Origin of the sequence: Marinimicrobium sp., assembly GCF_002695945.1 — a bacterium.
GTDB classification, from domain to species: domain Bacteria; phylum Pseudomonadota; class Gammaproteobacteria; order Pseudomonadales; family Cellvibrionaceae; genus Marinimicrobium; species Marinimicrobium koreense.
Map to the genome: position 1 here is coordinate 114,419 of NZ_NZQP01000022.1, position 24,052 is coordinate 138,470.

General features: G+C 62.3%; 26 protein-coding genes. 8 read left to right on the top strand and 18 right to left on the bottom strand.

Annotated features, from left to right (window positions below):
- Positions 1 to 11: 11 nt before the first annotated feature.
- The 4 genes from CMG77_RS05790 to CMG77_RS05805 form a co-directional block, all read right to left on the bottom strand.
- Positions 12 to 659: a methylamine utilization protein gene (locus CMG77_RS05790; protein ID WP_286804197.1), complete on the bottom strand. Its 648-nt coding sequence runs from the start codon at positions 657 to 659 to the stop codon at positions 12 to 14.
- Between the two features lie 63 nt (positions 660 to 722).
- Positions 723 to 2,300, bottom strand: a complete 1,578-nt coding sequence (locus CMG77_RS05795) for a GGDEF domain-containing protein (protein WP_286903750.1) — start codon at positions 2,298 to 2,300, stop codon at positions 723 to 725.
- Positions 2,301 to 2,450: 150 nt separating this feature from the next.
- Positions 2,451 to 3,089 (bottom strand): thiol:disulfide interchange protein DsbA/DsbL, encoded by a 639-nt coding sequence (locus CMG77_RS05800; protein ID WP_286804195.1) that lies wholly within the window; start codon positions 3,087 to 3,089, stop codon positions 2,451 to 2,453.
- Between the two features lie 91 nt (positions 3,090 to 3,180).
- Complete coding sequence (locus CMG77_RS05805) at positions 3,181 to 3,861, bottom strand: c-type cytochrome (protein WP_024461902.1); 681 nt, start codon at positions 3,859 to 3,861, stop codon at positions 3,181 to 3,183.
- A gap of 176 nt (positions 3,862 to 4,037) precedes the next feature.
- Between CMG77_RS05805 and yihA the strand changes: the two genes are divergently transcribed.
- Positions 4,038 to 4,691: a ribosome biogenesis GTP-binding protein YihA/YsxC gene (yihA, locus tag CMG77_RS05810; RefSeq protein WP_286804194.1), complete on the top strand. Its 654-nt coding sequence runs from the start codon at positions 4,038 to 4,040 to the stop codon at positions 4,689 to 4,691.
- A gap of 371 nt (positions 4,692 to 5,062) precedes the next feature.
- On the opposite strand, the gene polA is transcribed toward yihA, so the two are convergent.
- Positions 5,063 to 7,789: a DNA polymerase I gene (polA, locus tag CMG77_RS05815; protein WP_286804193.1), complete on the bottom strand. Its 2,727-nt coding sequence runs from the start codon at positions 7,787 to 7,789 to the stop codon at positions 5,063 to 5,065.
- 363 nt (positions 7,790 to 8,152) lie between these two features.
- On the opposite strand from polA, the gene CMG77_RS05820 reads away from it, so the two are divergent.
- Positions 8,153 to 8,431 (top strand): hypothetical protein, encoded by a 279-nt coding sequence (locus tag CMG77_RS05820; protein ID WP_123639425.1) that lies wholly within the window; start codon positions 8,153 to 8,155, stop codon positions 8,429 to 8,431.
- Between the two features lie 144 nt (positions 8,432 to 8,575).
- Here the strand turns inward: CMG77_RS05820 and CMG77_RS05825 are convergent, their stop codons facing one another.
- Entirely contained in the window at positions 8,576 to 9,526 is a 951-nt protein-coding gene (locus tag CMG77_RS05825) for a zinc ABC transporter substrate-binding protein (protein ID WP_286804192.1), read from the bottom strand.
- An 80-nt stretch (positions 9,527 to 9,606) separates the two neighbouring features.
- Here CMG77_RS05825 and CMG77_RS05830 point away from each other — a divergent pair, with 80 nt between their 5' ends.
- From CMG77_RS05830 to CMG77_RS05850, 5 genes are all read left to right on the top strand, one after another.
- Positions 9,607 to 10,098, top strand: a complete 492-nt coding sequence (locus tag CMG77_RS05830) for a Fur family transcriptional regulator (protein WP_286804191.1) — start codon at positions 9,607 to 9,609, stop codon at positions 10,096 to 10,098.
- Positions 10,091 to 10,846 (top strand): zinc ABC transporter ATP-binding protein ZnuC, encoded by a 756-nt coding sequence (gene znuC, locus CMG77_RS05835; RefSeq protein ID WP_286804190.1) that lies wholly within the window; start codon positions 10,091 to 10,093, stop codon positions 10,844 to 10,846. Before CMG77_RS05830 ends, znuC begins: the two co-directional genes overlap by 8 nt.
- Positions 10,839 to 11,624: a zinc ABC transporter permease subunit ZnuB gene (gene znuB / locus CMG77_RS05840; protein ID WP_024461895.1), complete on the top strand. Its 786-nt coding sequence runs from the start codon at positions 10,839 to 10,841 to the stop codon at positions 11,622 to 11,624. Before znuC ends, znuB begins: the two co-directional genes overlap by 8 nt.
- Positions 11,625 to 11,716: 92 nt before the next feature.
- Positions 11,717 to 11,932, top strand: coding sequence for a hypothetical protein (locus CMG77_RS05845; RefSeq protein WP_123639427.1), 216 nt, complete (start codon positions 11,717 to 11,719; stop codon positions 11,930 to 11,932).
- A gap of 138 nt (positions 11,933 to 12,070) precedes the next feature.
- Entirely contained in the window at positions 12,071 to 12,907 is an 837-nt protein-coding gene (locus CMG77_RS05850; RefSeq protein WP_502691764.1) for a UDP-2,3-diacylglucosamine diphosphatase, read from the top strand.
- A 43-nt stretch (positions 12,908 to 12,950) separates the two neighbouring features.
- Here the strand turns inward: CMG77_RS05850 and CMG77_RS05855 are convergent, their stop codons facing one another.
- From CMG77_RS05855 to CMG77_RS15810, 12 genes are all read right to left on the bottom strand, one after another.
- The gene (locus CMG77_RS05855; protein ID WP_502691760.1) at positions 12,951 to 13,748 is read right to left on the bottom strand and encodes a GDSL-type esterase/lipase family protein; all 798 of its coding nucleotides are present in this window, start codon (positions 13,746 to 13,748) and stop codon (positions 12,951 to 12,953) included.
- Positions 13,749 to 13,801: 53 nt separating this feature from the next.
- Positions 13,802 to 15,019 (bottom strand): UxaA family hydrolase, encoded by a 1,218-nt coding sequence (locus CMG77_RS05860; protein ID WP_286804187.1) that lies wholly within the window; start codon positions 15,017 to 15,019, stop codon positions 13,802 to 13,804.
- Positions 15,012 to 15,359: a UxaA family hydrolase gene (locus tag CMG77_RS05865; RefSeq protein WP_286804186.1), complete on the bottom strand. Its 348-nt coding sequence runs from the start codon at positions 15,357 to 15,359 to the stop codon at positions 15,012 to 15,014. Before CMG77_RS05865 ends, CMG77_RS05860 begins: the two co-directional genes overlap by 8 nt.
- A 3-nt stretch (positions 15,360 to 15,362) precedes the next feature.
- A complete protein-coding gene (locus CMG77_RS05870) occupies positions 15,363 to 16,349 on the bottom strand; it encodes an aldo/keto reductase (protein WP_286903753.1) in 987 nt (328 codons plus the stop codon).
- Positions 16,350 to 16,524: 175 nt separating this feature from the next.
- Entirely contained in the window at positions 16,525 to 17,469 is a 945-nt protein-coding gene (locus CMG77_RS05875) for an IclR family transcriptional regulator (protein WP_502691761.1), read from the bottom strand.
- The gene (locus CMG77_RS05880; RefSeq protein ID WP_286903755.1) at positions 17,396 to 18,238 is read right to left on the bottom strand and encodes an amidohydrolase family protein; all 843 of its coding nucleotides are present in this window, start codon (positions 18,236 to 18,238) and stop codon (positions 17,396 to 17,398) included. Before CMG77_RS05880 ends, CMG77_RS05875 begins: the two co-directional genes overlap by 74 nt.
- Positions 18,235 to 19,524 carry an L-fucose:H+ symporter permease gene (gene fucP, locus CMG77_RS05885; RefSeq protein WP_286903756.1) on the bottom strand — a complete coding sequence of 430 codons (1,290 nt, stop codon included), beginning with the start codon at positions 19,522 to 19,524 and terminating at the stop codon, positions 18,235 to 18,237. Before fucP ends, CMG77_RS05880 begins: the two co-directional genes overlap by 4 nt.
- Before the next feature lie 65 nt (positions 19,525 to 19,589).
- Positions 19,590 to 20,270 carry an SCO family protein gene (locus tag CMG77_RS05890; protein ID WP_286903757.1) on the bottom strand — a complete coding sequence of 227 codons (681 nt, stop codon included), beginning with the start codon at positions 20,268 to 20,270 and terminating at the stop codon, positions 19,590 to 19,592.
- Between the two features lie 29 nt (positions 20,271 to 20,299).
- Complete coding sequence (gene cyoE, locus CMG77_RS05895; protein ID WP_286903758.1) at positions 20,300 to 21,226, bottom strand: heme o synthase; 927 nt, start codon at positions 21,224 to 21,226, stop codon at positions 20,300 to 20,302.
- A gap of 22 nt (positions 21,227 to 21,248) precedes the next feature.
- Positions 21,249 to 22,286, bottom strand: coding sequence for a COX15/CtaA family protein (locus CMG77_RS05900; protein ID WP_286903759.1), 1,038 nt, complete (start codon positions 22,284 to 22,286; stop codon positions 21,249 to 21,251).
- 20 nt (positions 22,287 to 22,306) lie between these two features.
- Positions 22,307 to 22,939, bottom strand: a complete 633-nt coding sequence (locus CMG77_RS16125) for a redox-active disulfide-containing membrane protein (RefSeq protein ID WP_502691762.1) — start codon at positions 22,937 to 22,939, stop codon at positions 22,307 to 22,309.
- On the bottom strand, positions 22,932 to 23,720 hold the full coding sequence (locus tag CMG77_RS15810) for an SURF1 family protein (RefSeq protein ID WP_353743459.1): 789 nt from the start codon (positions 23,718 to 23,720) through the stop codon (positions 22,932 to 22,934). The genes CMG77_RS16125 and CMG77_RS15810 overlap by 8 nt, the downstream gene beginning before the upstream one ends.
- A 96-nt stretch (positions 23,721 to 23,816) precedes the next feature.
- Here CMG77_RS15810 and CMG77_RS05905 point away from each other — a divergent pair, with 96 nt between their 5' ends.
- Positions 23,817 to 24,041 (top strand): DUF2909 domain-containing protein, encoded by a 225-nt coding sequence (locus CMG77_RS05905; RefSeq protein WP_286903760.1) that lies wholly within the window; start codon positions 23,817 to 23,819, stop codon positions 24,039 to 24,041.
- Positions 24,042 to 24,052: the final 11 nt, after the last annotated feature.

The following is a 24,052-nucleotide window of genomic DNA, read 5'->3' on the forward strand; positions in this document are numbered from 1 at the left end:
AGCCCCTGGCCTTAACGGTCAAACAACCGCTCGAGATCGGTTTGTGGCGCTTGCTGACGGGGGTCGGGTTGTAACCCATCCAGCGCAATCGTCTCGCTCCGGGACGCTCCAGTGATCGTGAGAGTCCTGGTCAACGGCTCGGCAAGGCGCGGGTGTTGAATCTGCACCTCCAGGTCGCCCTCCGGCAGCGCGTCGAAAGTCCATTTCCCATCGGGGCCCGTGACCCCAAACCGATCGCTGTCCACCACATAGATGTAGCCGAGCATGGCGTCGTGAATATTGCAGCCCAGCGCCACCTTGCCCGGCTGATCAAACTGTACCGGCTCAGCGGTGGTGCCGTGGTACAGCCTGAGCTCAAAGCGCTTGGCCGGGGAAAAGGAGTACACATGATGACGAATGTTGTCACTGTTGGGAAAGCGCACCAGGGTACCGGTGCGCACCGCCAGTACCTGGGGGACGAACTGGCGATCACGCTGATCCATGACCGCCTCGGGGGCCGTCTCAGTACTCGAGCGGTCGTCATCGGCGTAGAGGGTGACCACCGCATCCGCCAGTGGCTGTCCCCCGTCATCGGTCACTGTGATGGTGAGCGACGAGGCGATGACGGCCGCCGGTAACCAGGCCACAAGCGCCACCACTACCCGTGCAATTAGGGTCATAACATCCTCATTGGCCAAAAGCCGATAACCAACCGGAAACCGGCTGGCACAGAATCCGTCATTCTAGCCTATCTGACACTGATTGCGACCCGCGGCCTTGGCCGCGTAGAGCGCCTGATCGGCCCGACCGAACACCTGGTCGGCGGTATCGCCCTCCCTGAACTCGGAGATACCCAGGGAGATGGTGATCTGCAAGGGCTCTTTGCGATAGTTGAACGCCGTATCCGCCAGTGCCCCGCGCACATCATCCAACACCTGCAGGGCGTCCTGGGCTCGGGTTTCCGGCATCAGAATCACAAACTCTTCGCCCCCGTAGCGACCAAAGAAGTCCACCTCCCGCAGGCGCCGACGAATGGCTTTGCTGATCACCTTGAGTACCCGATCGCCGGCCTGATGACCGAACTGATCATTGATCCGCTTGAAATGATCGACATCGCAGACCGCCAGGGTCAGCGGGTGACCATAGCGCTCCCAGCGTTTGACCTCGTGAGCCAGACGCTCGTCATAGGCTTCCCGGTTGGGCAGTTGCGTGAGGGGATCGTGCAGCGCTTTGTGTTGATGGCGACGGAGGCTCTCCCGGTTTTCTTCGGCTTCGTGCTCCATCTGCTGGACCCGGGAGGCAAGCTGGGCCAATTGATCGGTGAGCGGCTCCGAGTCGGCTTCGGCTCGCTGGTATTGGTTCAGACTCTCGCGAATTTGCCCCAACTGGGAGGCCACCTGGCCTTTAAGTTCCGCCAGATCACGGGCGGACTCGACACTCCCGGCCAGGGAGTCGCAGCGCTCGGCCATCTGCTCGGACAGGCTGCGCCCCGCCTCGCGCTGGCTGGCCTGGCTATTGGCCGCACCGTTGATCAGGGACGCGATCTCCGCCAACTCCCGGTTGACCGAGTTGAGGTAGCCGGCAAACACCCGGTTGGCCGCCAGCCAGGAGTGCATGATCAGGTCCCGCACTTCCTCAAGAAAGCCCGGCAACTGGTTCAGCGGGATGCCCTGCTTGAGGCGCACCATCATGCCCTCCAGAGTCTCTGGCCCCATATATTCGGTGTTCACGGCATTCATCAGGCCTTCGAGCACCTGATTGATCTCATCGCACAGGGATTCATTCGAGCCCGGTTCCGCCGCCCGCTCACCCCGCAGCCGGCCCAAGAGGCCGGGCTTGGCTTCCCGGGTCAGGGTCAGGGCCTGTTGCTGCAGGTCCGCCAGCTGCTGGAGCAGAGCCGGGAAGAGGGAGAACTTCTGGCTGCGCATGGGCAACCGGTTGAGGTAATGATTCAGTTCGCGCTTGAGTTCCCGGGGTGGCCCCAGGGATTGCAGTTGCTTGACCAGAGCCGTCAGGGCGTCGAGGATCTCAACATCGGCGGACTCTTTTCGGCTCTCAAAACTTCTTACGCTCTGGTCGAGCCGATCGGTCAGTTCGGGCAGACGCTCCAGCGCCTGGTCGCCGCGCAGGGTTTTGCGCAGCTCATCCAGCAATTCGTCCAACTGGCGGTCCTGCCCATCGGCAATAATGCTCAGTTGCACCAGGGCCCGGCGCAGTCGCTGGTATTGGTCATCGGCCTGACGCTCAAGCGCGTCGTGGGCGTCCAGAGCATCCAGGTACTTTTCTCGCCAAGTATCGTCGTCCGTTGTTCGGAGGGTCATGAAAAATCCCGCGTTTGCTGAAAACTGCCCAGACAGTATAGCCGTTCCCCGCCCGCACTGTCGGCCAAAACGACCTTTTTCCTGACCCGGAAACGACAACGCCCGCTCTGGGAGCGGGCGTTGTCAGCACGTTGGCGCGAACTCAGGTAGTCAGAGCGCTCCCTGGCGAATCTGTTCAACCAGGTGGTCCACCACTCGCAGCATCTCGCTGTGGCTGCCGGTCATCCGGGAGCTGACCCGGTACTTGCCGTCGACCACCATTTCCGGGGTGCCGGTGATCTTGTAACCGCGAACCCGGGCGTCGGCCTGACGCACCTGGCTGGTGATGCCAAACGAGTTGAAGGTTTTCAGTATCCGCTCGCGATCCGCACCATAGGTCTCCAGGAAGTCGGCCCACTGCTCGGCACTGCGGAACTGTTTGCCTTCCTGATGCACGGCGGTGAACACGGCCATATGCACTTCATCCAGCAGCTCCATGGCCTTTGCGGTATAGAAGCCGCGCGCATAGGCCTCCATGGTGGCGTTCCACATGGCGGGGGTCTGCACAACCGCCACATCATCTTTCTGCTCTTTTTTCCACGCCCGAATCAGCGGCTCGAAGTTGTAGCAGTGGCCACAGGTATAGGCAAAGACTTCGACCACTTCAATCTTGTCCGAGGTGCTGGTGGGGACCGGCTCGGCCAGGGTCTCGTAGTGCTCGCCTTCTTTATAGTCGGTTCCGTTCTCGGGGGTCTGGGCGACGGCGGTCAGCGATACCATCATCGCCAGAACAGCTAACACAATGCGCATAGTTGGCTCCACGTTATTCATTATCGGAGGGCTCGGGCCCGGTCAACGTGACTCAGAGCCCGAACCGGCGGGTTTAGTTCCCGCCGTGCAATCAGTTCAGGCCGCCGATGTAGTTCGCCACCGCCTTGATTTCGGCGTCACTGAGGTTTTTGGCGCTCAGACGCATCATCATCGACTCACCATCGTTCATACGGTCGCCGGCGCGGAAGGCGCGCAGCTGGGCCTCGATGTACTGTGGGTACTGGCCACCCAGGCGCGGGAAGGCTCCCGGCTCATTACCCTGACCATTCGGTGCGTGGCAACCCATGCAGGCCGGCACACCAGTCTCCTGATTGCCGGCGCGGTAAATCTGCTCACCCAGGGCCAGCGCATCAACTTCAGCGCCCGAGTTCACCTGCACCTGCATTTCCTGGGCACCGCTCAACTGCATGCTCTGACTGGCGTAGTAAGCGGCAATATCCTGCAGGTCCTGATCGCTCATGCCCTTGAGCATGCCGGTCATCTGCACCACCTCACGGCCAGTCGTGGCCTTGGCCTCTCCGGTGGCATTATCCCAGGCCTGGATGTCCTGAAGCTGCTTGTACAGATAGGGCTGGCCCAAATCGGCCAGCTTCGGGAAGCTCGGCGCCGGGCTGTTACCATCCTGACCGTGGCAGGCGGCGCATACAGCCACTTTTTCGGAGCCCGCTTCCGGGTCACCGGCGGCGCTTGCGCCCGGAACCAAAACCAGTGCGCCCAGCGCGAGGAGCAAATGCTTCACTGAATATTTCATTGGCTAACCTGTCAATTCGTTTATTGTGGGGCCCGCTCCGCAGTGTTCGGGCGACATTTGGCCGCCTACGGGCTACAATCGGCTGCCCCACTCGGCCCCAGGGCCACTTTTCGCGCCGGGGCCCCAACGGGGGCACCGCGCATTATATGGGATAACACAGGCTTTTGCAGGGTTTTATGACCACAGAGATCAACTTCCGCGGCGCCACATTTGAACAGAGCGCCCCCAGTATTCATCAGTGTCCACCGGAGAACGGGTTGGAAGTCGCCTTCGCGGGGCGTTCCAACGCGGGCAAATCCAGTGCCATCAACACCCTGACTGACAATTCCAAACTGGCCCGAACCAGCAAGACGCCCGGGCGCACCCAACTAATCAACTTTTTCAGCGTGGGCGAAGGCCAGCGCCTGGTGGATCTGCCCGGGTACGGCTACGCCAAAGTCGCCCGGGCCATGAAAGAGGAGTGGCAGCGCAACCTGTCCGAGTACCTTCAGGAACGCGACTGCCTGCAGGGGCTGGTGCTGCTGATGGACATCCGCCACCCCATGCAGGAGTTTGACTCCATGATGATCAACTGGGCCGTGGAAGTGGAGATGCCGGTGCATATCCTGCTGACCAAAGCGGACAAGCTCAAGCGGGGGCCGGCCAACAGCACCCTGCTGGCCGTGCGCAAGCAGATGCAGGCGGCGGGCGTGAGCGATCTGGTCACCGCCCAGTGTTTTTCATCACTCAAGCGCACCGGGGTGGACGATCTGAAGCGCAAACTGACCGAATGGCTGACGCCGGCGCAGGAAGTCGCACAGGAAAGTGAGGATTCTGAGCCCCGGACATAAAAAAACCGGCGACCAGGGGGCGGCCGCCGGGGGCAATGACTGGCACCCTTGGGGTGGCGCCAGTTAAGCGGAGGAAAGACTGCAATCGTTGCGTCTGTTCTTTAAGACGATGGTCATTCAGGAAAGTTCCGGCCCCGCCTTCCGGAATGTGTCAGGTTTTGTAAAGCCTCGGCGCCACGCAATCGACGGGCAAAAAAAACCCGACCAGTGGTCGGGGTAGCTGAGTAAAGCGGTTAGCCAAGTGGCGTCATGCCACGTTAGGGGAGTTGCACATGAAACACACTGTTCATGTTTTATGGGACCGGGCATAGGTCCCGAAAGTTCACTCCCTCTGAAAATTTTTTTTACCCGCGGCATCACAGGGCCAGAATTCAGTGGGCCTGATCCCAGTTATCCCCTACCCCGGCCTCTACCAAGAGTGGCACTTTCAGGTCAGCCGCCTTCGACATCCGCTCGACAATACCCTCGCGCACCTCGTCCAGCTGGCCTTCGGCCACTTCCAGCACCAGTTCATCGTGCACCTGCATCATGATCCGGGCGTCCAGCTTTTCCTTCAATAGCCAGCGATCCACATCGATCATGGCCGCCTTGATGATATCCGCCGCGGTGCCCTGCATGGGCGCATTGATGGCAGTGCGCTCGGCACCCTGGCGCAGGTTGCCATTGCGGGCGTTGATCTCGGGCAGGTACAGGCGCCGGCCCAGTAAGGTTTCGACGTAGCCCTGCTCCCGGGCCTGGGCGCGGGTATTGTCCATATAACGCAGCACTCCTGGGTAGCGGTCGAAGTAGCGGTCAATGTATTCCTGAGCTTCCTGGCGACCAATGTGCAGCTGCTTCGCCAGACCGAAGGCGGACATGCCATAGATCAGGCCAAAGTTGATCGCCTTGGCCCGCCGGCGCATTTCCGGGGTGACCTTGTCCAGCTCGGTACCGAACACCTCGGCGGCGGTGGCCTTGTGAACGTCCAGCTCCTGCTCAAAGGCGTTGAGCAATCCTTTATCCTCCGACAGGTGCGCCATGATGCGCAGCTCGATCTGGGAGTAGTCCGCCGCCAGCACCTTGTAGCCCTTGGGGGCGATGAACGCCTGGCGGATGCGCCGGCCTTCCTCGGTGCGAATGGGGATGTTCTGCAGGTTCGGGTCCGAGGAGGACAGCCGACCGGTGGCGGTCACCGCCTGGTGATAGGAGGTATGGATCCGCCCCGTGGCCTTGTTGATCATCAATGGCAGCTTGTCGGTGTAGGTGCTCTTGAGCTTGCTCAGCCCCCGGTATTCCATCAGCAACTTGGGCAGCGGATAGTCCAGGGCCAACTCCTGCAGAACCTCCTCGGCGGTGGAGGGTTTACCCTTGGGGGTTTTCTTGAGCACCGGCAACTTCTGCTCGTCGAACAGGATCTCCCCCAGCTGCTTGGTGGAGCCCAGGTTGAAGGGCCGACCGGCGATCTCGTGGGCCTCTTTTTCCAACTGCGCCAGACGCTCACCCAACTGCCGGCTGTGTTCCCCCAGAACCCTGCCGTCCACCAACGCGCCGTTGCGCTCGATATTGGCCAGCACCGGAACCAGCGGCATTTCCAGGTCAGTAAACACTCGCTTCAGGGAATCGGTTTTCTCCAGCTCGGGCCAGAGGCGGCGATGCAGGCGCAGGGTCACATCGGCATCTTCGGCGGCGTAGGGGGCCGCGTCGTCAATTTTGATCTGGTTGAACGTGAGCTGCTTGGCGCCCTTGCCGGCAATGTCCTCGAACGAGGTGCAGCGATAATCCAGGTAGCGCAGCGCCAGGCTGTCCATGTCGTGACGGCCGCTGGTGGAATTGAGCACATAGGATTCCAGCATGGTATCGAAGGCGATACCGCGCAGCTCGATGCCGTGATTGCGCAGCACATTGCGGTCGTACTTGAGGTTCTGGCCCACCTTGGCTTTTTTCGGATCCTCCAGCAGGGGCTTGAGTGCCGCCAACACCGAGTCCCGATCGAGCTGATCGGGCGCACCCATGTAATCGTGCGCCAGGGGCACATAGGCTGCCTTGCCAGGTTCCACGGCAAATGACAGTCCGACCACTTTGGCTTCCATGGCGTGCAGGCTGGTGGTTTCGGTATCAAACGCAAACAGCTCGGCACTCTTGAGCGCCTTCAGCCAGGCATCGAGCGACGCCTGTTCGGTGACCACCTCGTAATCCACCGCCACCTCGGGCTCGCTGGCCGTCGGCGCCTCGCCCTCCTCGGTGGCTGGCTCCAGCTCCGCCACCCAGGTGCGAAACTCCAGTTCGGTGAAAATCTCGCGCAGGCGATTGTTATCCGGCTCCCCGCGGGCGATATCTTCCGGCCTCAGGTCCAGCTCGACATCGGTTTTGATGGTGGCCAGCTGTCGGGACAGGTAGGCCTGATCCCGGTGCTCTTCCAGCTTTTCCGGCATCTTTTTGGCCCCGCGAAAACCCAGTTCGCGCACCGCCTCCAGGTTGTCGTAGATTGCATCCAGGCCGCCCAGGCCCTCAATCAGCGCGCGGGCGGTCTTTTCTCCGACCCCCGGCACGCCGGGAATATTGTCGGACTTGTCCCCCATCAGGGCCAGGTAGTCGATCATCAGGGGCGGCTCAAAGCCGTACTTCTCCCTCACCCCATCTTCATCGAGGTGACTGCCGGTCATGGTGTTGACCAGAGAGATGTGGCGGTTGACCAGCTGCGCCATGTCCTTGTCACCGGTAGAAACAATCATATCCCGCTGCTGCTCGCTGGCCTGGTGGGCCAGGGTACCGATCACATCGTCGGCCTCCACGCCCTCAATCACCAGTAGAGGTAAGCCCATGGCCTCCACAATGTCCTTGATCGGCTGGACCTGGGGGCGCATGTCATCGGGCATGGGCGGGCGCTGGGATTTGTACTCGGCGAACAACTCATCGCGGAAGGTCTTGCCCTTGGCGTCGAACACCACCGCAACGGGGCTCTCCGGAAAGTCCTTGAGCAGCCGGCGCAGCATACTGATGACACCTTTCACCGCCCCGGTGGGCTGGCCTTTGGCGTTATTCAGGGGCGGCAGGGCGTGGTAGGCGCGATAGAGGTAGGAGGAGCCGTCCACCAACACCAGGGGGGCTTTCTGGGTCATAAGGTCACTTGTCTCTGAGTCTGAATCTGAATTGCAACGCTGTGCGTCTAATCCTATGTGGTTGTGGGCAAGCATACCCCAAAACCGAGCGGGGATTCAGCCGCGCCTTATAACCAGATGTCTGTTACTGGCTTGTTACCCGGTGATTTTTGAGGCTTCACTTCCAGAATTACCGCTAACTATGCGAATTACTTAACAAAACGCTCACTTTTTTATCATCAATATGAAATACCACTAGACTATAGTAACAACTGTGTTACTATAGGTAACACATAGAGGCGATCCCTCTAAACACACATTCACAAGCTGCTCTATACCAAGGTGAGCAGCTTCCATCTGGGGAAACCCATGGAGGGCGAAACCATGAAGACACTTGGCCTGATGATCGTATCTGTATTGTTTGCCGCCAACGCGGCCGCCGAAGGGGTTACTGCCGGCGCTCAACCCAACATGGCCATCGCCGCGGCAGAAGCCGGCGTCGCCATGCAGTGGGATCTTCCGGAAAGCGACAGCACCGAGCAGGATACCCTGATGCGTCAGGACCTGGAGAAGCAGTCCCGGGAACTGAACGAGAAACTGGAAGCAAAACTCAACGAGCGGTTGAACGAGAAGCTCAGCCGTCAGTTGCAGGCGGACCTTTAACCCCTCGCTTGCGCCCGCCTCCGGCGGGCACTTTGTACTCTCCCCGCCCGGTGGCTGCTACCGGGCGTCGTAACGACTTACTCTCCTCGCTTGTCTCCCCGCCCGGCCTCTGGCCCGGCGGGGATTTTTTTGTCCACGTTTCGGCTACTGCAGACAGGTCGCCACCGCCTCGCCGAGCGCTTCCAACAGCTCAGGGTAAGTGTCGGTCGACTCGGTCGCGCCCAGCAGATCCAGCTCGCCGAGTTTCAGATCGAGCTCATCCGCCAGGCTGCGGGCGGAACTCATGTCGTAATAGGGTTCGGTGAACAGGCACACAGCGCCCTGCAATTGCTGGCGCAGCTCGTACAGGTGTCGCGCCCCCGGACGCCGCTCCGGGGACAGGGTGACCGAGGCCACCTGGTTCAGGTGGTAGTGGCTGACAAAATGGCTGTATCCCTCGTGATACACCGCAAAGGGTCTCTCCCTCAGCGGATGCAGCCGGGATTCGAGGCGTTGATCCAGCGCCTCAAGTACCTCGGCCAGGGCCGCGGCTCTGGCCCGGAAGCCCTCGGCCTGGGCCGGTGCCAATACCGCCAGGCGCTCGGCCAACGCGGTGGCGATCCCCCGCCCATTCTCCGGGTTCAGCCAGAGATGAGGATCCCGGCCGCCGTGGTCGTGATGATGCCCGTCTGAATGATCGGTTTCATGGCCGTGACCTTCGTGTGCTTCCTCCCCATCCGGCCAGTGCAGGGTCGGCAAGTCAATCAGGGTCATACGTCGATCGTCGGGCAGGTTGCCAAGGGGACGGCGCAAAAAGGTCTCCAGCTCCTCACCCACCCAGAGCACCAGGTCGGCCTGCGCCAGTCGCTGCATATCGGAGACTTTCAGCGGGTAGTCGTGGGGGGAGGCGTTGGGCGGCAACAGGTGACTCACCCGGCCCTGGTCCCCCACCACCGCCTCGGCGATCAGCGCCAGCGGTTTGATGCTGGTCAACACCTCGACCTCGGCCCGGGCCGGTGCCGCCAGAGCCCACAATAAAAGCAGCGCATACCCGACGCCGCGTCCACCGGCAGATCCGGCAAACCAGGATGACAACAGGGGCTTGGGTGGCAGCATAGTCAGACACTCGCGTGATTGGGCGTAAAAGGTTATAGTGTAACATCTTTGCAGTAAAGCATTTGCTTCGAGGCACGGTCATGACCGACACCCCCATCGCCTTTCGACATCACAACCACGGCCACTGCGTGCGCAGTGCCCTGGCATCCGCGCGCAGCCTGTGCACCGAACGCGGGGCGCGTCTGACGCCGCTGCGCGAGCAGGTGCTCGAGCTGGTATGGCAAAGTCACAAGCCCTTGGGCGCCTATCAGTTGATGGATCAGCTGGCAGAGGCCTCCACCCGTCGAGTAGCTCCCCCCACCGTGTACCGGGCGCTCGATTTTCTGCTGGAGCAGGGCTTGATCCACCGGATCAACGGCCTGAACGCCTACGTCGGCTGCCCCAGCCCGGAACACCGCCACCCCAGTCATTTTCTGCTCTGTCGGGCCTGCGGCGTCGCCGTGGAGATGGAAAGCAACGCCATAACCCAAGCCATTCAGGCCAATGCGGACAACGCCGGCTTTCAACTGGAAGGCCACTCCCTGGAGGTGACCGGTCTGTGCCCCGACTGCCGGGAGCATGCCCATGAGTGAACCGCTGCTGACCGCCCGCCAGATCGGAGTGCGCCGGGGCGGTAGAGACATTCTTCAGGGCGCGGACCTGACCCTGGAAGCAGGCAAAATCGTCACCCTCATTGGCCCCAATGGCGCGGGCAAGACCACCCTGGTGCGCTGCGTGCTCGGGCTGATTCAGCCCGATGAGGGCCTGATCGAGCGCCGCCCGGGGCTGCGCATTGGCTATATGCCCCAGAAACTGCATATCGATCCGAGCCTGCCCCTGACCGTCAAACGCTTTCTCACCCTGGGCGGCACACCGCGCCTGCCCCTGGACGAAGTGCTGGCACTGACCGGCATCGAGGCGCTGACCGGGGCCACCATGAGCAATCTGTCCGGCGGCGAAACCCAGCGAGTGCTGCTCGCCCGGGCGCTGCTGCGCGACCCGAATCTCCTGGTTCTGGACGAACCCGTGCAGGGGGTGGATGTGACCGGCCAGGAGGCCCTGTACCGGCTGATCAATGATATCCGTCGCCAGCGCCAGTGCGGGGTGTTACTGGTATCCCACGATCTGCACCTGGTCATGGCGACCACCGATACGGTCATCTGCCTGAATCAGCACGTGTGCTGCCACGGACACCCCGAGCATGTGACCAACGACCCGGCGTATATCGCCCTGTTCGGCGAGAGCGCCAAGCCCCTGGTGGCGCCCTATACCCACCATCACGACCACACCCACGACGATCACGGCAACATTGTGGAAAAGGACCAACACCGGCATGCCTGACTTTCTACTCTATGCCCTGCTGGCCGGCCTCGGAGTAACTCTGGTCGCGGGCCCCCTGGGGGCACTCGTGGTCTGGCGCCGGATGGCCTATTTTGGCGACACCCTGGCCCACTCCGCACTGCTCGGGGTAACCTTCGGGCTGCTTCTGAACATCAACCTGAATCTTGCCGTGGCACTGGGCTGTCTGCTCCTGGCGCTGATTCTGGTGGCCCTGCAGCACAACCGGTTTCTGGCCACCGACACTCTGCTGGGGATCCTGTCTCACTCCACCCTGGCCCTGGGGTTGGTCATGGTGAGCCTGTTTACCAACAGCCGCATCGATCTGCTGGGCTACCTGTTCGGGGACATTCTCTCCGCCAGCGCCGGGGATGTGGTCACCATCTGGGTGATCTCGGTGCTGGTCTCCGTCCTGCTGTTCCTGCTCTGGCGACCGCTACTGGCGATTACCGTGCATGAAGATCTGGCCCGGGTGGAAGGGGTTCCGGTCACCGCCGTGCGCACCGCCCTGATGCTGCTGATGGCCCTGGTGATCGCCATTGCCATGAAGGTGGTCGGGGTGCTGTTGATCACCGCCTTGCTGATCATCCCCGCCGCCACCAGCCGCCGGCTGACCCACACCCCGGAAACCATGGCTCTGGGCGCCAGCCTACTTGGCGCGCTGTCGGTGCTCGGGGGGCTGGCGGCGTCCTTCTATTGGGACAGTCCGGCGGGCCCTTCCATTGTACTGTGCGCCACGGGGCTGTTTGTCCTCTCGCTGCTGCGCCGGGCGGAGGTTTAGCCGGGCAAATTATTTTCGTCGGACGGCTTTCATTGTGCGATTTTTGTGCAATACTGGGTTATCTACTCACGTTGTGCAGAAGGAACGTGCTTATGGCCAGCCCCAACGTCGTCATCGGCAGAGAATCGGTGCGCGGTGACGCTATCGCCGCGAAGGTGCATCAGGATATCGCCTTCCTTACCGACCGCCTCCACCGCCTCGAAAGCCAGACCAATCCCAACCCCCAGGTGCTGAAAGTGTATCGGGATATGTTGGAGAGCCGCTATGCGGTGCTGGACTGGTTGAGCCAGAGCGGCGAACCTCACTGACCCGACCCGGGGCGCCGCAGTGCGCTCCTGTCATCAAATTTTCATCGCATTGTTGTCGTTTCGTCATTGCCCATCGCCAGACTGTTCGCATCATAGGCCGACGGGACACCCTCAATGACCGACGCAACCTCTCCCGCAATGCAAGCCCCACACCGGGCGTCCAAACACCTCTCACCACTGATCAACAGCCGAACCATCTGGATTTCCGACCTGCACCTGGGTAACCGGGACTGCAAGGCGCAATATCTGTTGCGTTTTCTGGACGACATCCAGTGTGACACGCTCTATCTGGTGGGGGATGTGATCGATTTCTGGGCGCTGAAAAAGCGCTTCTGCTGGCCCGCCGAACACTACCAGGTGATGCTCAAGCTCTATGAGCTCGCCGGGCGAGGCGTGCGGGTGATNTACGTGCCCGGNAACCACGANGAGCCCATGCGGCGCTTCGACGGCGACCTGTTCGGGCCGATCGANATCGCCGAGGAGCACGAATACCAGAGCGCCGATGGCCGACGNTGGCTGATCATGCACGGCGATGCCATGGACGCCTATATCAACCTGAGCTGGATTACCCGCTTTGGNGGCGACCTGGCCTACGAGNTGCTGNTGTTCATCAACCGCTGGTCCAACCGTTTCCGGCGCTGGTTCGGTCGNCCTTACTTTTCNTTGGCCGGGCTGATCAAGAGCAATATCAAAGGTGCCCGGGCCGCGATTGAGACCTACCAGACCGAGGCCATGGANGAGGCCCGGCGGCGGGGCTTTGACGGGGTGATCTGNGGGCATATCCACGCCGCCGCGCTGCTGGAGCAGAACGGCATGCACTATGCCAACACCGGTGACTGGATCGAGAGCTGCACNGCCCTGCTGGAAGATCACCAGGGACAGATTCATCTGCTGCACTACAGTGATCAGGTGCAGTGGCACACCAGCGCCCCCGAAGANGCGCTGGCNTCATCGGAAACGGCTCAGGCCGCCTGAGCCATNNCCCNGNAGTGAGCNCNGGCAGNNNCGGNGACTGGGNTCAGCGCTCTTGCGCNGGCAGNGTNCCCCGGGTCATCAGNGACTGAACCATCGGCTTCAGNGCNTCCGCCAGGCGCTNGTAGCCCTCGGCGTTGGGGTGCAGCAGNTCCGGCATGATGTCGGNGTGCAACTGGCCCTGTCCGTCCATNAANACCCGGTTCACATTGGCGTANAACACCTCNGAGCCATCCGCCAGAGANCGGATCATCCGGTTGATGTCGCGATTGTTGGNCCGCATCTCATCGGCGGGTGTTTCACCCCGGGGAAAGATGGCCAGCAGNAGAATNNTGGTGTCCGGCAACCGNNGGCGCAGNTCGTTGACGATCGCCGTGACNCCGGCCGCCACATCCTCCGGCGGATCCATCCGGTGTCCGGTGTTGTTGGTCCCGATCATCATCACCACGAGCTTCGGATCAATGCCCTCCACTTCCCCGTGCTCCANCCGCCAAAGCACGTTTTCCGTGCGGTCGCCGCTGAACCCNAGGTTCAGGGTACGCCACTGACCAAACGTCGCTTCAAACGCCTCGGCCCCCTCACCTTCCCAGCCCTGGGTAATGGAGTCGCCCAGAAACACCANTTCCGGATCGCTCNCCCGGGCGGCCAGCTTTTCCTCGTGACGGGGCATCCACCAGTCGATGGCCCACTCCTCTTCCAGGGGCGCCAGGGTCAAGGCGGGCACGGTAGCCTCCTGTTGGTCAGTCTTGTGCTCCGGCTCGCCGGAGGTGGTGCAGCCCGAGAGGGTTGCCAGTAGCATCAGTAAAAGCGCGGGAGTCCTTCGAATCATGGGTATTGTCCTCATTGTGATTATTGGTCAGTGCGATCATAGCACCCGGTTCGGGCCTGATGAATGCCTCAGCCCTGGCGCACCGGCAAGCAGCCGGGCCCAATGGGCTCAAACGATTTATAGGTCAGGATGAATTCCTGGTGCCCGAGGGCTTCGGACACAGAGCGCTCGCCGGCGGCAACCGCTCTGACGCGCTGATAGATCTCCTCTCCCACCTCATCCAGGCTGGCCTCGCCGGTGAGAATCCGCCCGGCGTTCACGTCCATGTCCCCGCTCAGGCGGCGGTAGGTTTCGGGGTTGGCGCACACTTTGATGACCGGCGAGATGGCCGACCCCACCACCGAGCCGCGGCCGGTGGTGAACAGCGTGAGGTGGCAACCACTGGCAATCATTTCCACAATCTCGGCGTTGTCGGCAATATTCGGGAAACCGAACCGGGGCTCGCCATCGGGCACCACATCGAGCAGATAGAGCCCGCCCGCGGGCGGAATATCGCCGGGTTTGATCAGACCGCTGATGGGCGAGGCGCCGGATTTGGAATAGGCTCCCATGGATTTTTCTTCCAGGGTGGTGAGTCCGCCATCCGCATTGCCCGGCGCAAAGCTCCCGAATCCCATGGTCCGATAGTAGCGCTCCGCCTTGGCCACACAGGCCTGAATCAGCTCCCCCAGTTCCGGAGTCAGAGCCCGCTGCGCCATGATGTTTTCGCAGCCGATCAGCTCGCCGGTCTCCTCAAAGACGCATGCGGCGTCTTCCGCCACCAGATGATCAAAGCAGCGCCCCACGGCCGGGTTGGCGGTGATGCCACTGGTGCCGTCGCTGCCCCCGCAGATGGTGCCCACCACCAGCTCGTTCAGGGCCATGGGAACTGGTGTCTGACCGGCCAACTCGACACCCATGGCCTCGACCTTCTCGATCCCCGCCGCGATGGTGGCGGCGGTGCCACCGGCCTCCTGTATCACCAGCAACTCCACGGGTCGGCCGGACGCGGCGATGTGCTCCCGCAGGCCGTCCCGGTCCATGCTCTCGCACCCCAGAGAGACCAGCAGGACCGCGCCCACGTTCGGGTGGGTGGTCAACGAGCGCATCATCCTGCCGGCGTATTGATTGGGAAAACAGCCCGGGAAGCCGATCAGGTGTACATCCAGGTCGTCGAAGTGCTGGACGATCCGGCGGCTGACATGATGCGCACACTCCACCAGATAGGCGACCAGCACCACATTGCGAATACCCTTGCGGCCATCGGCGCGGACAAAACCCCGAAGCGGAGCTATGGAGTCAGTCATTAGGCGGCTCCTGTGACGGTGGGCTGACCTGGCCGCCGGACGCACGGGTATGGCTGGCCAGGTAATCGCTGCTCAGGTTGTGCATATGCACCCAGTCGCCCCGGGCCACCGGGGCCAACAGGGAGCCGATCGGCACCCCGTATTTGAGAACCCTGTCGCCGGCGGCCAGCGCGTGACGGGCCAGCTTGTGGCCCACCGGCAGTGCGCCGTTCAACACCAGCGCCTGGCCATCCAGGGTAATCTCGGTGCCCTCGGGCAGGCTTCGGGTGGTCACCAGTACGTTGTCGTCCGGGTGCAGCAATATCAGGGCATCGGTCGAAACGGGTGTGGTCTCGGACATGGCTCAAGACGCCTCCACCGGACAGGGCGCCGTCTCCGGGAGCAGGCCCCGGGATTTCAGTGCGCTCCAGAACCCTGTCGGAATCGGCTGATCCATCCAGAGGCGCGCGCGACTCACTTCCGCAGCGCTGGCACAGCCGGCAATCACCGATGCCACCGCCGGATGGGCGGCGGGAAATTGCAGCGCGGCGGCGGGCAATGGCACCGCAAACTCGGCGCAGACCGCCTCGAGCGCGGCGACCCGATCGATCACCCAGGCCGGCGCCGGGGCATAGTTGTAGTAGTGGGGGCCGGCGGTGTGCACCCCGGTGGCGAGCACGCCGGAGTTGAAGGCGCCGCCGACGACCACCGACACCCCCCGGGCTTGGCACTCGGGCAGCAGGCGCACCAGTGCGCCCTGCTCGAGCAGGGTGTAGCGACCGGCGAGCAGCAGGACGTCCAGTTCCAATTCCCCCAGCGCCCGCTCGCACACGGCAACCTCATTGACGCCCAACCCAATCGCCTGGATTTCTCCGGCTGCCTTGCGCTCCTGCAGCGCCCGGTAACCGCCGGTGCGAAACTGCCGCCAGAACCACCTATCCTGCTCGCCATGGGTCACCGGGCCCAGGTCGTGGGCNTAGACAATATCGGGAAGCCGCCCGAGGCGCTCGGCGCTAGCCGCCAGTTGACGCTGCACGGCGTCATAACCGTAATCAAAGACAGGGGTAAAATCCGCCGCCCCGGCAAAGCCGAAGCGGACCTCGTNGCGTGCTNCGGGATCAACGGGCTGGAGGGTTCGCCCCACTTTGCTCGACAGNGTTACCGGCCGCCCCGCCAGCGCCGGGCCCAGGCGCTGNTCGCTCAGGCCAAAACCGTAATGGGGGGCGGTATCAAAGTAGTCGATACCCTCCGCCAGCGCCTGCGCCACCGCAGCCTGCGCCTGCTCCTCCGGGAGGGGGCGGTAGAGGTTGCCGATGGGTGCCGCACCGAATCCCAGTGTTGGCAGAGTCATTGCCGTGCGGCCCAGCGTACGGCGTTGCAGAGAACGGGAGTGCGTCACAATAGCCCTTTTTAAATCGCCCGAAGCGTTGCGAAAAGTTTTTATAATTAAAAACCAGATCACAAGTAAAAGTAAAAATCGGTACTCTGTCAACCGGTTTTTCGCGGCGGGACGGTCCGGGCAATGGCTACAGGCTGTGCTGCCTGAGCAAGGTGGACAGCTCGGTGGCCGCCGCACGGAGTTTGCTGAGCGCCTCGTCCACTGTGCAACGCTCCGGTTGGTAGCGCACGAACGGNACGGTGAGGGCCGCGACAGCGCCCCGCGCCCCCATCAGCGGCGCCGACAGGTCGGTCACCCCGTCGATGAAGTCACTGGGCGTGCGCACATACCCCTGCTCCCGGGCCGCCTCGGCCCGGGCCATAAACTCCGCCAGGGCTTCCTCGCCCGCCGCCGCCAGTTGTTCACGCATCACCGCCTGAGTGTCGCCGCTCTGAAAGCCGTAGAGGGCCAACCCGGACGCCGCCTGAATCATGGGCCGCCGGTAGCCGACCCGCACCGAAAACCCCAGATCTCCCGGGTTTTCGATGCGACCGATCACCACAATCTGATCGCCGGAGGCCGTGGCGATATGACAGGATTGGCCGATCTGCCGGGCGAGCGCGGACATGACCGGCAGCGCCAGCTCAATCAGGGTTTTGGTGGGTGCCCGGGCAATGCCCAGGGNAAACAGNTTGTTGCTGAGGGTGTAACCATCGCGCCCCTCGGCGGGCACGATATAACCCCGGTACTCCAGTGCCAACACCATGCGAAACAGCTCGCTCACCGAACGCCCCAGATGGGCGGCTATCTGGGAGGTGGTCATGGGCTCACGACGGCTCGCCAACAGCTCCAGCACATCCAGACCTTTCTCCAGTGCGGGCGCCTTGTATTTGCGCTCGGCGTCCGCCTCGCCGTTTGCGGTTTTATTGCGGTTTTTGTCGTCGTTCATTCTGGAATATCCCAAGGCCGATCGTTCACGGCAACGCCCTGCGACGCGCCATTTTTTTGGAAAGCCAGACTCAAATCGCCAGGCCGTATACCGCTCGGGCGTTGCCCCTGAACACCGCCGCCTCCTGCCCCGGAGTAACGGCATTGACCCGGTGCCACGCCAGGGTCAACCAGCGGCTGTAGTCTCCGGCCAGGTTCAGCACCGGCCAGTCACTGCCCCAGAGCACCCGCTCGGGGCCGAAGATCTCCAGTCCCGAATCCAGGTAGGGAAGCAACTCCTCCCAGGGCTGACCCGGCGCCAGCTCGGTGGCCAACCCCGAGAGCTTGCAATACNCCNGGGGACAGCTCGCCAGCGCCTTGAGCCCCTGCTGCCAGCCACCGAGCCCGCCCCGGGCGATATCCGGCTTGGCNCCGTGATCAATCACGATGGTCAGATCCGGGTGCCGGCGGGCCAGCTCCAGCAGAACCGGCAAGTGCCTCGGACACACCAAGGCATCGAACACCAACCCCTGCACCGCCATGGCGGACAGCGCGTCCGGGTTGGCCCGATGCAGAATCCAGTCGNCCTCTGGCAGCGCCTGGAGCATGGGCCGTAACCCCTTCAGCCACGGATTCTGCGCCAGCGNCCGGATTCTCCCCGGGGCCGCCTCCCGGGTCAGGTCCGTCCAGCCCACCACGCCGAGGATGGAGGGCCAGCGCTCGGCCAGCGTCAGCAGATAATCGGTATCGGCCTCGTTCGGCTGGGACTGCACCAGAACCGAGCCCACNACACCCCGGGGGGCGGCNTCCCGCCAGAAGTCCTGCGGACCGAAATCGCGATAAATGGCCCGCAGGTCCGGCGTGGGCCAGGAACACTCGGGCCGCGTCAACTGCCAGCAGTGCTGGTGAGCGTCGATGATCCCCAGACCGGTCATCCAGCACCCCGCACCGANCGCCNGGCGAAGGCCGCCACCACCAGAAAACACCCCAGCGGGACCACGACCGANATGTTAATACGCGTGAGATCCGAAACCAGACCCATCAGGGCGGTAATGATCGCCCCACCAATGATCGCCATGATCAACAGTGACGATCCCGCCTTGGCCAGGGGGCCCAGCCCTTTGAGACTCAACGCAAAAATGGTGGGAAACATCAGAGACATGAAAAAGCTGGTGGACACCAGCGCCAGTAGCCCCAGGTGTGTGGGCCACAATATGGCCACCGCACAGAGACCGACACTGATCAGGGCGTAAGCAAACATCAGACGGGCCGGCGCAATCCGTCCCATCAGCCCGGTGGCCACAAAGCGGCCGACCATAAACGCCACCAGAGACGCCGCCAGATAATCGGCCAGGGCCTTTTCACCCACACCGGGCAAAGCGCTCTGACCGTAGCGGATCATGTAGCTCCAGATACACACCTGTGCACCGACATAAAAAAACTGCGCCACCACGCCAAACAGGTAATAGCGCTCTTTCAGCAGGGCCCGAAAATCCGCCAACCGGAACTCCCGCTTGTCCTGCTCACACCCGCTACCCAAAGGGGGAAAGCGCACGCAGGCGACCGCCAGAGCCCAGAAAAAAACCACGGCGGCGATCGCCAGATAGGGGCCGGCGACCGCCTGAACCTCGCTGGTATAGAAGGCCGTGCGCTCTACCTCACTCATCCGCGCCAGCGCATCGGGGCTGTGCTCCACCCCGGAGAGAATAAACTCGCGGCCGATCAGCACTCCGGAAATGGTTCCCAGGGAGTTGAACGACTGGGCAAAATTCAGGCGTCGCTCGGCGGTTTCCGGATCGCCCATCGCGACGATCATCGGATTGGCCGAGGTCTCCAGAAAGGCCAGGCCGCTGGCAATGACAAACAGCGCCAGCAGAAAATAGCTGTATTCGTGCGCCAGCGCCGCCGGATAGAACAGGCTCGCGCCCAGGCCATACAGCAGCAGCCCAATGATCACTGCCACTTTATAACCAAAGCGTTTCATCGCCACCGCAGCCGGTATCGCGAGCGCAAAATAACCGAAATAGAACGCGGACTGGACCCAGCCCGACGCGAAGTCACTCAGGACAAAGGCCTTCTTGAACTGGGTGATCAGGATGTCATTGAGGTTGTTCGCCACGCCCCACATGAAAAACAGGCTGACGATCAGCACCAGGGGCAGCCACAGGCTGACGCCGGACGACGTTCGGGCCTGATGGGTCGTGTGGGACGATAGCGACATGGGGCCGTCTCTCCAACAGGGTCACCGACTTGGCACCGCTCGATGCCGTGTCGTCAACGCATCGGCTAGTGCGGGAATGCCGCGACGATGGACCCGTAGTGTTCAGCCAGCCGGGTGGGATCAAACGGCGGTTTGAAGAAACCGTGGTAATCGCCCATGGGGTTGAACAGGACGATATTGCCGCTGTGATCGACCGTGTAATCGTCGTCGCTCTGAGTGACCTTGGCAAAGGCGACATTGACCTCGTTGGCCAGTCGCTTGAGGGTCAGAAATTCGCCGGTGACACCGACGAAGTCTTCGTGAAAATAGGGCACGTATTCCGCCAGCACCTCGGGGGTGTCCCGCGCCGGGTCCAGGGTGACCAGCAGCACCTGAGTGCGCTCGGCCAACTCCGGCGGGAGCGCTTCCATGGTCCGGGCCAATTCCGCCATCGCCATGGGGCAGATATCCGGGCACTGGGTGAAGCCGAAGAAGGCCAGGGTCCACTGGCCCTTGAGCTGCTCCGGAGTGAACGTTTCGCCCCGATGGTCCACCAGCTCAAAGTCACTGACCCGACGGGGCTGCTCGAACACCAGGGTGCCCTGCTCCCGCAGTGCCTCCCGGTCCAGGGCCGGCTCGCGGGTGACCTTGTACACCTGCAAGCCCACGACCACCGCCACGACGGCAACCAGAATAGCCACGGTGCGGCGGATACCGCGCTGCTGTCGAGCGCGGCGATTGTCGGGGTTGGGGGCAGTGTCACTCACAGGCTTGACTCCGGTACATCAGGGGTTGGTCAGAGGCGCAGATAGTCGGTCGGCACGGGCAACAGGTAGTGGTCCAGCAACATCACCACAAACAGCGCCATCAGGTAGACGATGGAGTACTTGAAGGTATCCATCCCCACCGAGGGCTTTTTNCTGAACATCAATGCCAGGGACCAGTAGAGGAAACCCGCNCCGAGCACCAGNGCNCCGAGCANGTACAGCCAGTTCAGCATNCCGGTGATATAGGGCAGCATGGTCACCAGCACCAGGATCACGGTGTACAGCAGGATGTGCAGTTTGGTGTACTGCTCGCCGTGGGTCACCGGGAGCATGGGAATGTCCGCCTTGGCGTACTCGTCTTTGCGGTGNACCGCCAGGGCCCAGAAATGCGGNGGCGTCCAGGCAAAAATGATCAGNACCAGCAGCAGCGCNTGNCCGTGAATTTCACCGGTCACCGCCGTCCANCCCAGCAGNGGGGGNGCGGCACCGGCGATACCACCGATGACNATNTTCTGGGGGGTNGCGCGCTTNAGAAACAGGGTGTAGACCACGGCGTAGCCCAACAGCGACACCAGNGTGAGCACGGCNGTCAGGGTGTTGATGAANACNACCAGCAGCGCCAGACCCAGGCTNCCAATNACNAGGGCGAACATCGCCGCCTGCAGGGGCTCGACCCGGCCNTTGGCCACGGGGCGGTTNAANGTGCGGGCCATTTTCTGGTCCACATGGCGATCCACCANNTGGTTCACGGCGGCGGCNGAACCGGCGCACAGCGCNATNCCCAGNTTGCCGATCAGCAGCACATCCAACGGCACCATACCGGGCACGGCCAACAGCATGCCGATGACCGACGTCAGGATCATCAGCAACACCACATTGGGCTTGCACAGCTCGTAATAATCTCGCCAGCTCATGCTGGATCCGGACGTGCGCGTGTTATCAATTATTTTCGCCATGGGATTCCTGCTTTTTATACCCCTAGATTCGTATCGCCGAATAACTCCGGTGAGCCAGAGTCACCAAGCCCAGCAACAGTAACGCACCGACCCCGTTGTGGGCAACCGCTACCGACAGCGGCAGTGACGCCAGCACGTTAGTAATGCCCAGCGTGACTTGCACCACCAGCAGCAGGCCGATCACACCGGCCAAACGCCGCGCGCGACTCAGTGGCACCTGCCACAGGCGATACAACAGCACCAGCAGCACCAGGGTCACCACCAGGGCGCCGATGCGGTGGGTCAAATGAATCGCGGTGCGGGCATCACCTTCGAGCAGACCGCCCAAGTAGTTGGGGCCGACACTCTGGGCGAAATTGAAGCCCCGCACNAANTCGGTNTCGGGCCACCACTCGCCGTGGCAGGTGGGNAANTCGGTNCAGGCCAGGGCNGCATAATTGGANCTGGTCCAGCCCCCCAGGGCAATCTGCATNACCACAACCATCAGCGCCAGCCAGATCAGCGGGCGCANCCCNACCANNCGNCGATANCTGTTGCTGGACAGGCTCCAGGGGCGGTTCTGCAGGCGCAGCGCCAGNANCCAGAGCAGACTGAAGGTGGCAAAGCCGCCGAGCAGGTGAGCGGTCACNACCTGCGGCCAGAGCTTNAGGGTAACNGTCCACATGCCGAANGCGGCCTGCACAACCACCAGNGCCAGCAGACCNGTAGCGTGCCAACGCGGATAGTTCATGGCCGGNGCCCGGGCGGCGAAGCGCCAGGTGGCCAGGGTGATCCCCAGAATCACCAACCCGAGGGTACCGGCAAAATACCGGTGCACCATTTCCGGCCAGGTTTTATCGTGCTCGACCGGCGCTTCNGGGAACAGNGCNTCGGCCCTGGCNACNTGCTCGTCCGAGCTCGGCCAGGTCAGATGACCATAACACCCNGGCCAGTCCGGGCAGCCCAGGCCGGCATCCACCAGCCGGGTNAATGCCCCCAGNACCACCACCACNGCGCAGAGAGCGGCGGCAAANAGGGCCCAGCGATAGCCGTGTTTTTGTTGATTTTTTATTGGCGCCACGATTCAGTCTCCTCGGACCATCAATCTTCGTAGGAGTAGCGCAGCAAGCGCTTGATGTCTTTCAGTAATTGGTTACCGGTGTGATCGGGGCCATAGGCCATCATCACAAAGCCTTCCTGATCCATCAGAAAATACCGGCCTTCGCTCACCGGGTTACCCGGCAGGTTGGTGTCCGCCANNGANGCCATCATNGNGGCTTNCTCNGGGCGCAGCACCTCGGTGCCCGGATGNTCNTCCCGCCACTGCTCCANCAGTGCGTCCGAAGGNTCNCCGCCGACCGGCAGAATGATGCGTTTGACCCGATAGGCTTTATCCGCCAGACGAACGTGNACCTGACGGGTCAGGTACAGATTGGCNTGGCAGCGCTCACCGCACTCCGCGTCCACCGGGATCACGTAGCGCCANCGTTTCTGNTCCGGGTCCAGCGTCCAGGCTTCGCCCGCCAGNGTCTCTGGCTGCCACTGNGTAAACCGCTGGGGTGGGTCCAGCAACTCGCCCTGATTGACCTGCCCGTCCGGGATNCCGACACCGGTCTGGAACAGCACGTAGGCAATCAGCATGGGNAGCGCCACCACCGTNATCAAACCAATGGCGGTGATCTGGCCCCGACGCTTGAATNGGCGCTGGCGTTCGTTCGGATCTTGATCAGTCATTAGGGCTACTCCCGCTACCGCATTCTGCGGAGTTCGCTGTTGTTGTACGCCTGCGTTTGCGCAGGCCCATGAGGGTCACAANCAACCAGATTACCACGGCGGCCGCCATGGCAAACCACTGCACCGCATAACCGAGGTGTTTGGCNGCGCTCACTTCCAGNTCCTGCCACCCGGTNATCAGGGCACCCGGGCTGCCGTCATCCAGNCTGGCGTAATGGTCCANCACCGGCGANTCAAACGCCNCGGCCATGNCCTCNGGNTCGATNGCGACAATNACNTTGGGCCAGCCGGCATCCGCTGTGCGACCNTCGAGCAGNGGATGGTCACTGGNCGCCTGCCAGCGGGCGAACAGGGTGTGCTCCCCTTCCGGCGCNNGNGGGTCGGGGCGNTCGGCTCGGCGCTCGCCNGCNGCGACCCAACCCCGATTGANCAACAGGATCCGCCCGTCACTCAACTCAAAGGGCGTAATGACTTCGTAGCCCACTTGNCCGTCGCGCTGGCGATTGTCCAGTAGCCAGTTGNGCCCGGTCAGGTAGTGTCCCTGCAGCAACAACCGGCGCTGNTCTTCNATNNCGGCCAGGTCGGTGCCGGGCAGGNTCGCCGGCGGCTGNGTGCGCACCGCATCCAGNGCGGCTTCCCGGGCCCGCTTCTGNTCGGCGCGNTCCAGTTGCCAGAAGCCNAGCGCCATCAGNACGGGNAAGGTCAGCAGGCACAGCAGNGTGACTTTCCAGTGGAAGGCAGTGCTACACTGTGACGCGGCGGACGTTGGCTGGGAGTTCACACTGGATACCTCGGGGAGCTCTCACCGACGCTCAGTGGAGGGAGCTGCCGTTCTAATACAATTTACCACTCAACNCGCTTAACAACAGGCATTTTTATGTGGCTTAAAATCATTATCCTGGTGCTGTTTGTCGGCGTTCTGGNCAGCCTCACCAGCGGCCTGCGCTTTCTGCTCAAGGACGCCGGGGTCCCGGAATCCAAACGGACGCTTTACGCCCTGGGCATTCGTATNGTGCTGGCCAGNGTGATGATGCTGTGTGTTTTCTACGGTTTCTACAGCGGCATTCTGACCAGCTCNGCNCCCTGGGACTCGCGTCTNTAAGACGCGAGCCG